Annotated in this window: 9 protein-coding genes and 1 tRNA gene; 9 read left to right on the top strand and 1 reads right to left on the bottom strand. The window is 46.7% G+C overall.

From position 1 onward, the window contains the following. The first annotated feature begins 64 nt into the window (after positions 1-64). Entirely contained in the window at positions 65-1396 is a 1332-nt protein-coding gene (locus AC0J20_RS10870) for a pilus assembly protein (RefSeq protein WP_473021648.1), read from the top strand. 34 nt (positions 1397-1430) lie between these two features. Further along, positions 1431-1895 carry a type IV pilin protein gene (locus tag AC0J20_RS10865; protein WP_473021647.1) on the top strand — a complete coding sequence of 155 codons (465 nt, stop codon included), beginning with the start codon at positions 1431-1433 and terminating at the stop codon, positions 1893-1895. A 29-nt stretch (positions 1896-1924) separates the two neighbouring features. Here AC0J20_RS10865 and AC0J20_RS10860 read toward each other — a convergent pair whose 3' ends face one another. After that, on the bottom strand, positions 1925-2497 hold the full coding sequence (locus AC0J20_RS10860; protein ID WP_229528714.1) for a GspH/FimT family pseudopilin: 573 nt from the start codon (positions 2495-2497) through the stop codon (positions 1925-1927). 131 nt (positions 2498-2628) lie between these two features. Here AC0J20_RS10860 and glnB point away from each other — a divergent pair, with 131 nt between their 5' ends. The 7 genes from glnB to truB all read left to right on the top strand — a co-directional run bounded on the left by glnB (position 2629) and on the right by truB (position 9508). Next, a complete protein-coding gene (gene glnB / locus AC0J20_RS10855) occupies positions 2629-2967 on the top strand; it encodes a nitrogen regulatory protein P-II (RefSeq protein ID WP_229528715.1) in 339 nt (112 codons plus the stop codon). 192 nt (positions 2968-3159) lie between these two features. Beyond that, positions 3160-3236 (top strand) — tRNA-Met (locus AC0J20_RS10850). A gap of 202 nt (positions 3237-3438) precedes the next feature. Beyond that, entirely contained in the window at positions 3439-3894 is a 456-nt protein-coding gene (gene rimP / locus AC0J20_RS10845; RefSeq protein WP_229528716.1) for a ribosome maturation factor RimP, read from the top strand. 46 nt (positions 3895-3940) lie between these two features. Beyond that, positions 3941-5434, top strand: a complete 1494-nt coding sequence (nusA, locus tag AC0J20_RS10840; protein ID WP_473021646.1) for a transcription termination factor NusA — start codon at positions 3941-3943, stop codon at positions 5432-5434. 25 nt (positions 5435-5459) lie between these two features. Beyond that, the gene (gene infB, locus AC0J20_RS10835) at positions 5460-8072 is read left to right on the top strand and encodes a translation initiation factor IF-2 (RefSeq protein WP_473021652.1); all 2613 of its coding nucleotides are present in this window, start codon (positions 5460-5462) and stop codon (positions 8070-8072) included. Positions 8073-8189: 117 nt separating this feature from the next. After that, a complete protein-coding gene (gene rbfA, locus AC0J20_RS10830; protein ID WP_229528718.1) occupies positions 8190-8603 on the top strand; it encodes a 30S ribosome-binding factor RbfA in 414 nt (137 codons plus the stop codon). Between the two features lie 5 nt (positions 8604-8608). Next, a complete protein-coding gene (gene truB, locus AC0J20_RS10825) occupies positions 8609-9508 on the top strand; it encodes a tRNA pseudouridine(55) synthase TruB (protein ID WP_473021645.1) in 900 nt (299 codons plus the stop codon). Positions 9509-9562 lie beyond the last annotated feature (54 nt).

Genomic DNA, 9562 nt, shown 5'->3' with positions numbered 1-9562 from the left:
ATGTTGTGGAACTTAATCCGGAGAGCAAAAAAGAAGCAGCTTAACGGCTTAGGCGACAACTACCTTGAAAAACGCCGGCTATACCCACATTTACGGATTAGACGGTGATATGGTGACAAGAACCGTCAATAGTTCCACTACTTATTTGTATGTTGGTATGCGTCGGGGCGGCAATAACTACTACGCTTTTGATGTATCCAGTAAAAATGCGCCTTCATTAGTGTTCAAGATTGAAGGCGGAAGCACGGGTTTTGAGAAACTGGGACAAAGCTGGTCGCGACCTGTTGTCAGCAAGGTGAAAATCGGTGCATCCACCAAAAATGTGCTGATTTTTGGCGGTGGCTATGATGAAGATCAGGACAGCAAACAGGTGCGCAGTGACGATAACACGGGGAATGCTGTATACATTGTGGATGCCGATACCGGGGCACTGCTCTGGACAGTTAGCAACAGTGACGCCGATTTTGAATTAGCAGAAATGACTTACAGCATCCCTTCCAGGGTAGCGGTTATCGACAGAGATGGTGATGATCTGGCGGATCATTTATATGTCACCGATATGGGCGGTCAGGTATTCAGGCTGGACATCTATAACGGTGAGTCTGGCAATGATTTTATGAAAGGTAGTGTCATTGCCAATATCGGGGGCAATAGCGCTGCCGAAGCCAGACGCTTTTATTACAGTGCGGATGTGTCAGAAATCAGTTTAGCTAACGAGCATTATTACGCCGTCGCCTTTGGTACCGGCTACCGCGCGCACCCATTAGACACCACGATTCAGGACCGGTTTTATATGGTTAAGGACAAGGGCGTATTTCTCATCGGAGATGACGGTTTATTTACCTTCCCGGAAGCTGCGTATACGGAAGCCGACTTATACGATGCAACCGATCACCTGTTAACTTCAACCGATGACGCTGAGCGGGAAATAGAAGTAAGTGAATTTTCTGAAAAACAAGGGTGGTTTATTCGCCTTGGGTCCGGTGGTGAGAAAGTACTGGCGGCACCACTGATTTTAAATTACCGCCTGTTTTTTACAACTTATTTGCCGGCCACCGTATCAGAAAGCGCCTGTGCGCCACCAACCGGCACCAGCCGGGCTTATGTCGTGGAATTGACAACCGGCAATGCCATACTGGACAAAGATGGCGATGGCATCCTGGAACACGAAGACCGTTATGCGGATTTGGCGCAAACCGGTATTGCACCAGATTCTAAAATTCTGATTGAGGACGTTTTAACTCCGACAATTTGTCTTGGTACGGAATGTACGTCTATAGTTGATGATGAAGACAGTGATTGTGGCTCTGACTTTGAGTGTTTGGCTGAAAACATCTACGGCAGCTACGAGCGGTTGCGTCGGGGCAGCTGGAAGACGGAAAATGAGCAACAATAAATTACTGATACTATGGCGTTAACAGAGTGACATCATGTCGAAATTACGTGCCGGATTTTCATTAACTGAATTATTAATCACCATAGCGATAATGGGGATTTTGGTATCTGTAGGCTATCCGGCCTACACCAGTTATATTGCGTCAGCTGCCAGAGCCAGTGCACAGTCAGACTTAATGGCCGTAGCTGCAGGAATGGAACGCTTCAAAGCCTCCAATTTTACATACAGTGGCGCTGCCCAGGGCGGCGGAGATACAGGTTCGCCGGCCTTTTTTAACGACTGGTCACCGTCCAGTGAGCCGGAGATTAATAAAAAGTACGAGTTAGATATTGCCTCTGTTTCTGCGTCGGGAACCAGTTATGTGTTAACAGCCACACCGGTAACAGGCACCGCCTCAGCGGGGGATGGCACTTTGTATTATTACAGTGATGGTCGCAAGGCCTGGGACAGCAACGCTAACGGCAGTATTTCCAGTTCTGAATATTGCTGGGTGTGCTAACGGGGTAGCAAGTTTAACGATATTATTAGTTACGAAGTGCAACTGAGCGCCGTACCACTGTTATCCTCATGTACGCCATTGTCGTCACTGTCTTCGCTTAGCTTAACCCGCCCTTGTAAACTAATAGTCAGTGCCCGGGCATATTCAGCTGCATTGTCCTGATGACACAATAACAAAGTCGCAGGTGAGGCCACTGAGCCATTACTTTGAAAACTGATGGTACCGTTGGGGCCTGTCAGGTTGAAATTTTCAAGAATGTTACCGGCACCGGCCAGGATATCTTCATCATTGCCTCTGGTGCCATTGCCGTCGTAATCCGGGAACACCATTTTCGGATCATCCCAGTCGGCAGAGCAACTGGAAAAGTTGCTGGTGGGGCATAAAATGGCGGTGGTTTGATCATTAATTGCTGCATGTCGGGCATAGCGAATCGCAGCGCTTAATTCATTTATTTGCGACGTTACCTGGGTTCTGATGAGCATGGCTTGCATTGAAGGCATGCCGACCGTCATGATCAAAAACAGTATCGCCATACTGATCATCAATTCTATCAGTGTGATACCTGATTGTGATTTCGTGGTTGTGTAACGCCCGGACTTCAACGAAAACCTATTTACCCAGAACAGACATTTATCAATAATGGCAATCTTTTAGATGATCGCAACCTATATTTAGGATTGTTGTGATATGTTTAACATAATTAGCGTGTGTTGCCGTTCCCAGGAGAAAGTGGATGAAAAAAATTGAAGCGATAATCAAACCCTTTAAGTTAGATGATGTCCGTGAAGCTTTAGCTGAAACCGGCGTGGAAGGTCTGACCGTAACAGAGGTAAAAGGCTTTGGTCGTCAGAAAGGACACAGCGAACTCTATCGCGGCGCAGAGTACCAGGTGGATTTTATGCCAAAGGTTAAAATCGACGTAGTCGTGACGGATGATATTGTAGACCAGGCGGTAGAGGCGATTATCAATACTGCGCAAACCGGTAAGATTGGCGACGGCAAAATCTTTGTCTATGACGTTGAACGGGTTGTGCGCATCCGTACCAGTGAAGAAAATGAAGAAGCGATCTAGCTAAAAAGGTCAATGAGTTGTTGCTCAAATGTTAAGGTTTGCCCGAAAAAAATACGGATTGGTCTTACTTTGAGCAAACAAACCGAAATATAATAAAAAATTCATATTTACGGTTGCTAAGCGTTAATGCCTATGTATAATACGCACCACGTTGAAGCAGGGCACTACGCCAAGCTTTCAAAAGGTTTCAGGCGCGGGATGGAGCAGCCTGGTAGCTCGTCGGGCTCATAACCCGAAGGTCGGTGGTTCAAATCCGCCTCCCGCAACCAAATTTTAGGGTTGGATTATTGTTCAATCTTAAATAAAATAAAAGGACTTGGGTCCAAAAATAAAAAACCCCGCTAGACCGGGGTTTTTTATTATCTTCACTCAGGGAAATTCAGTTTGAACGGATTTTTTACAGCTGAATGAGTTAGTAATCAGGATTTTTTAGCGGGGCTTTAAGCCCTGTTTTCATTTTTGGAGAACAAATTGTCTCAATTTCAAGATAAATTGAATGCTTTAATAGAGCCGGCGGTAGAGGCTGCAGGTTTTGAACTAATAGGTGTTGAATTTGTTCGGGCTGGTAAACACTCTACATTAAGAGTGTATATCGACCATCCAGATGGAATTACAGTTGATGACTGTGCAGAGGTAAGTTATCAGGTTAGTTCAGTGATGGATGTTGAAGATCCTATCAGCACTGAATACAACCTCGAAGTATCTTCACCCGGCATGGACAGACCCTTGTTCAAACCCGCGCATTACCAGGCGGTAGTTGGACAAGTTGTTTCTCTCAGGTTACGTATCCCACAAGGTAACCGCAGAAACTTTAAAGGTGAAGTACTTGGCGTTGCCGATGATAAGTTGACCATTCAGGTTGATAATGAGCAGTTTGAATTAGTCATCAGCAATATTGAAAAAGGAAATTTGGTCCCTCAATTTTAAGTGGCTCAAATAACAATAATTAATCATTAGTGATAAGGCGGCGGAAATGAATAAAGAAATTCTGTTAGTGGCAGAGGCTGTATCGAATGAAAAACAGGTGCCAAGAGAGAAGATCTTTGAAGCGCTTGAGTTCGCGATTGCAAGTGCAACCAAGAAAAAGAATGAAGGTGAAATTGAAGTACGGGTTAGCATAAACCGTAGCACCGGTGATTTTGATACGTTTCGTAGATGGTTAGTTATTGAAGATGATCAGCCACAGGAAAACCCTTACGCAGAGATTACGGTTTCCGCAGCTCAAATTGATGAGCCAGAAATTAAAGTGGGTGATTTTGTTGAAGAACAAATAGAGTCCATTGCTTTTGACCGTATCACGACACAAACAGCTAAGCAGGTTATCGTACAAAAGGTACGCGAAGCTGAACGTGCACAAATGATTGATGAATATCGCGACCGGGTGGGTGATTTGATTACCGGTGCGGTGAAAAAAGTAAATCGCGACAATATTATTGTTGATTTGGGTAACAACGCTGAAGGTGTTATGTATCGCGAAGATATGTTGCCCAGAGAAACTTTCAGACCGGGCGATCGCGTTCGTGGTTTGTTGTACGACATTCGCCCTGAAGCAAAAGGCGCGCAGTTGTTTATCAGTCGTACTCATCCAGACATGCTGGTTGAACTTTTCCGCATTGAAGTACCTGAAATCGCTGAAGAAACCTTAGAAGTCCGCTCTGCAGCTCGTGATGCGGGCTCCAGAGCTAAAATCGCGGTTAAGACCAATGACAAGCGTTTAGATCCGGTTGGAGCCTGTGTTGGGATGCGCGGTTCCCGGGTACAGGCAGTGTCCGGCGAACTGGGTGGCGAGCGAGTTGATATCGTATTGTGGGATGAAAATCCGGCGCAATTTGTTATCAATGCTATGGCACCTGCTGAAGTGGCATCGATTGTTGTTGATGAAGATGCCCATTCAATGGATGTCGCAGTAGAGAGTGATCACCTGGCGCAGGCCATTGGTAAAAATGGTCAGAACGTTCGCCTTGCCAGTCAGTTGACTGGTTGGGAACTGAATGTCATGACGACGGAAGAATTAGCAGCCAAACACGAAGAAGAAAACGCCGAAGTGCTTACCGTGTTTATGGAAGGGCTGGATATCGACGAAGAGTTTGCTTCTGTTCTGGTAGATGAAGGATTTACCTCGTTAGAAGAAGTGGCCTATGTTCCGGTCAGTGAACTGCTGGAAATTGATGGCCTGGATGAAGATATCGTTGAAGAGTTGCGCGAGCGTGCAAAGGCCGCGTTAACCACAAAAGCTTTGGCAAATGAAGAGTCACTGGAGAAGTCTGAACCAACAGAAGAATTGTTGAACCTGGAAGGAATGGACAGACATGTTGCATTTGTATTAGCCAGTCGGGGCATTACGGACCTGGAAGAACTGGCTGAGCAGGGTATCGATGATATCAGTGATATAGAAGAGTTGTCCGATGAAGAAGCTGGAAAGCTCATCATGGCGGCCAGAAATATCGTTTGGTTCAACGAAGAATAAAATCAGCACAGGAGCACAAATCAACATGCCAGAAGTCCAGATAGAAAAATTAGCTGATGATGTCGGTATTTCGGTAGAGAAATTGCTGCAACAATTTGCTGATGCAGGTATTCCTAAGCAGCCACAAGACAATGTGACTGAATCAGAAAAAGCCGCGTTACTTGATCATTTAAGTAAACAGCACGGTGGCTCAGCCAATGCTGCACCAAAGAAAATGACGTTGCAGCGCAAAACTACCAGTACTTTAACCGCCGGGAAATCCCGACAGGTTAAAGTGGAAGTGCGTAAAAAGCGCACCTACGTTAAACGCAGTGACGTTGAAGAAGCGCGCATTGCGGAAGAAGAAGCCCGTCTGAAAGCGGAGCAGGAAGAAAAGGCGCGTTTAGAAGCCGAAGAAGCCGCTCGTAAAGCCGCTGAAGAAAAAGCGCGTCAGGAAGCTGAGCGTAAAGCCGCTGATGAAAAGCGCAAGGCGGAACAAAAAGCGGCGGAAGAAAAGCGTAAAGCAGAGCAGGCAGCAGCCGACGAGCAAGCCGATGCAGAGCTGTCTGATGAAGAAAAAGCAGAACGCGCCAAAGCCCGTGAAGAGGCTGAGAAGCTGAAAGCCCAACAGGAAGAAGAAGCCAAGCGTAAGCTTGAGCAGGAAGCTGCGAAAGCCGCTGAAGAAGCCAAAAAGTTAGCGGAACAGAACCGCAAACGTTGGGAAGAAGAAGAGCGTAAGCGCAAAGAAGAAGAAGCGGCAGAAGTGCATTTGCACAGTAACCGCTATGCGCAAGAAGCCGAAGATCAAGAAGACATGGCGCTTGAGAAAAGCTCCAGACGTCGGATGCATAAGAAGAAAAAAGCTTCCGACAAATTAAAACAAGGATTCAATATGCCCGCACAACCGGTTAACCGGGTTGTTCGTTTAGGTGAAACCATCACCGTTGGCGAACTGGCCAGTAAAATGGCTAAGAAAGCCACTGAAGTCATCAAAGTGATGATGAAAATGGGTGAGATGGTAACCATTAATCAGGTATTGGACCGAGACACTGCGGTTCTGGTACTTGAAGAACTTGAGCAAAAATATGAGTTGGTAAACGACAATGCATTAGAAGATGAATTGTTGGCCAACATCGCAGAAGGTGAAGTTGCAGGTCGTGCACCTGTTGTGACTATCATGGGACACGTTGACCATGGTAAAACCTCGCTTCTGGATTACATTCGCAAGGCTAAGATTGCCGAAGGCGAAGCAGGTGGTATTACCCAGCACATTGGTGCATATAGCGTAGAAACTGAAAACGGTGAGATCACCTTCCTGGATACACCGGGACACGCCGCATTTACTGCAATGCGTGCGCGTGGTGCTACAGCGACGGATATCGTAATCCTGGTTGTTGCTGCCGACGATGGTGTAATGCCTCAGACTAAAGAAGCTGTGCAGCACTCGCGCGCTGCAGGCGTACCGCTGATTGTTGCGGTAAACAAAATGGATAAAGAAGCGGCCGATCCGGACCGTGTGAAAACCGAACTGTCACAATTAGAAGTTATTTCTGAAGAGTGGGGCGGTGAGCACCAGTTCGTTAATGTCTCTGCCAAAACGGGTATGGGTGTTGATGAATTACTGGATGCAATACTGTTACAGGCCGAAGTACTGGATCTGAAAGCGATCCCCACGGGTGCAGCCAAGGGTATCGTTATTGAATCGCGTCTTGATAAAGGCCGTGGACCGGTAGCCTCAGTCTTGGTTCAGCAAGGTGAACTGCGTACCGGTGACATTCTGCTGTGTGGGAATGAGTACGGTCGTGTCAGAGCGATGCGTGACGAAAACGGCAATGAAGTTAAAGTTGCTGGTCCGTCTAAGCCGGTTGAGATTCTGGGTCTGTCCGGAGTTCCGCAGGCTGGTGAAGATGCCATGGTGGTACCGGATGATCGCAAAGCACGTGAAATTGCCAATAAGCGTCACACTAAACAACGTGATTTAAAACTGGCCAAGCAACAAAAAGCGAAACTGGAAAACATGTTTGCCAACATGGAAGCCGGTGACGTGAAAGAACTAAATGTGGTAATGAAAGCTGACGTACAGGGTTCAGTGGAAGCGATTTCCGATTCCTTAACTAAGCTGTCTACAGATGAAGTTCGCGTTAACATTATCGGTAGTGGTGTCGGTGGTATCACTGAGACAGATGCCACGCTGGCTGCTGCATCGAATGCAATCGTGGTTGGTTTTAACGTTCGTGCTGATTCAACTGCGCGCAAAGTGCTTGAAACCGAAGATGTTGATTTGCGTTATTACAGCGTTATTTATGACCTGATTGACGAAGTTAAAGCGGCGATGAGCGGTATGTTAGCCCCTGAGTTCAGACAGGAAATCATTGGTCTGGCTGAAGTACGTGACGTGTTTAAGTCACCAAAACTGGGTGCTATTGCAGGTTGTATGGTCGTTGAAGGTAACGTTAAGCGCAGTAACCCAATCCGTGTATTACGTGATAATGTTGTCATCTATGAAGGTGAGCTGGAGTCATTGCGTCGCTTTAAAGACGATGTGGCTGAAGTTCGCAACGGCATGGAATGTGGTATCGGTGTTAAGAACTACAACGACGTTAAAGTTGGCGACCAAATCGAAGTATTCGAAACAGTAGAGGTTAAGCGCGAGCTTTAATCTGCGCCAAATACAGGACGCTGAGCAAGGGCTTTTCATTGCTTGCTAACGTCAATGCACAACAATAATGAAAACGGAGGCGCTTGCCTCCGTTTGTGTCTGGATAATGAAATTATTATGGCAAAAGAATTTTCAAGAACCGACAGAGTGGGGCAACAAATCCATAAAGAGGTTGCCAGCATTCTGCAAAACGAGTTTAAAAATCGCGATCCCAGAGTCGGGTTTATTACCGTTTCTGGCGCGGATGTTTCCCGTGACCTAGCGCACGCAAAAATCTTCGTAACCTTCTTCACTGATGATGAACAAAAGATCAAAGAAGATTTAGCGATCTTAGAAGAGAATAAAGGGTTTGTACGCAGTTTGCTGGCTAAACGCATACGCATGCGTTCGGTACCGGCACTGCACTTTATGCGCGATGTGTCTATTACCGAGGGGATGCGGATCTCTAACATTGTGACGCAAACCGTCAAAGCCGATGCCGAAAAGGCAAAGAATTCAGGTCGTGATCCTGAACAAGACGAAGAGCAATAAGCGCAATGGGTAGACGCAAATCAGGCCGTAAAATCGACGGCGTGATATTGGTGGATAAGCCTTTAGGGGCTTCTTCAAATCAAATATTGCAAAAAGTACGCTGGATCTTTAATGCCAACAAGGCCGGACATACCGGCGCCTTAGACCCATTGGCCAGCGGTATGTTGCCGGTTTGTTTTGGTAATTCTACAAAGTTTGCACAATATTCCCTGGACGCTGACAAAACCTATCAAGTTACGGCGAAATTGGGTATCAGAACCACGACCTCAGATGCTGACGGTGAAGTGGTTTCTGAACAACCGGTGGATGTCAGCAAGGCGCAACTGGACGAGGCGTTAAACCTGTTCAGAGGCGATATTAAGCAAGTACCTTCTATGTTTTCGGCGCTAAAACACGAAGGTAAACCGCTCTACTATTATGCCCGACAAGGCATCACGATAGAGCGCCCGGCCCGTGCTATTACAATATACAAGCTGACCCTGGACGAATTTACCGGCACTGAGGTGAGCATGACAGTGCACTGTAGCAAAGGCACCTATATACGTTCATTGGTGGACGATTTGGGGCAGGAGCTGGGGTGCGGTGCGTATGTAACCCGGTTACACCGCACCGATGTGGCCGGTTATTCTGGTCTACCTATGTTTACACCTGAGTACCTTGAAAGCCTTAAAGGAGAGGATAACTTTGCCGCACTGGACGCGCTGAAACTGCCGGTGGATGCCCCCATTGTGCATTTACCTCAGGTGCAAATATCAGAAGCTGATGCTGCACGCTTTTTACATGGTCAACCGATAACCTGTGAGCACCCTGAAACCTCGGATGTGCGGGTATACAACGAGAGTCAATTTCTCGGAGTTGCGCAGGTTGATAATGGGAAATTACAACCTAAGCGACTGGTTTCTTAGGTTCTGCAAGTTTATGCTGGGCGGGCCTTGCGTTGTGGCTGAAAATCGCTATAA

The sequence above is a fragment of the Planctobacterium sp. R6 genome (assembly GCF_055755215.1).
The sequence above is the reverse complement of the archived record's forward strand: the minus strand, read 5'-3'. Positions and strand labels throughout refer to the sequence as shown.

What these genes read in the sequence shown, in the direction of transcription:
- AC0J20_RS10865 (WP_473021647.1), top strand. Translation starts at nt 1,431, where the DNA reads ATGTCGAAATTACGTGCCGGATTTTCATTAACTGAATTATTAATCACC.
- glnB (WP_229528715.1), top strand. Translation starts at nt 2,629, where the DNA reads ATGAAAAAAATTGAAGCGATAATCAAACCCTTTAAGTTAGATGATGTC.
- nusA (WP_473021646.1), top strand. Translation starts at nt 3,941, where the DNA reads ATGAATAAAGAAATTCTGTTAGTGGCAGAGGCTGTATCGAATGAAAAA.
- infB (WP_473021652.1), top strand. Translation starts at nt 5,460, where the DNA reads ATGCCAGAAGTCCAGATAGAAAAATTAGCTGATGATGTCGGTATTTCG.
- rbfA (WP_229528718.1), top strand. Translation starts at nt 8,190, where the DNA reads ATGGCAAAAGAATTTTCAAGAACCGACAGAGTGGGGCAACAAATCCAT.
- truB (WP_473021645.1), top strand. Translation starts at nt 8,609, where the DNA reads ATGGGTAGACGCAAATCAGGCCGTAAAATCGACGGCGTGATATTGGTG.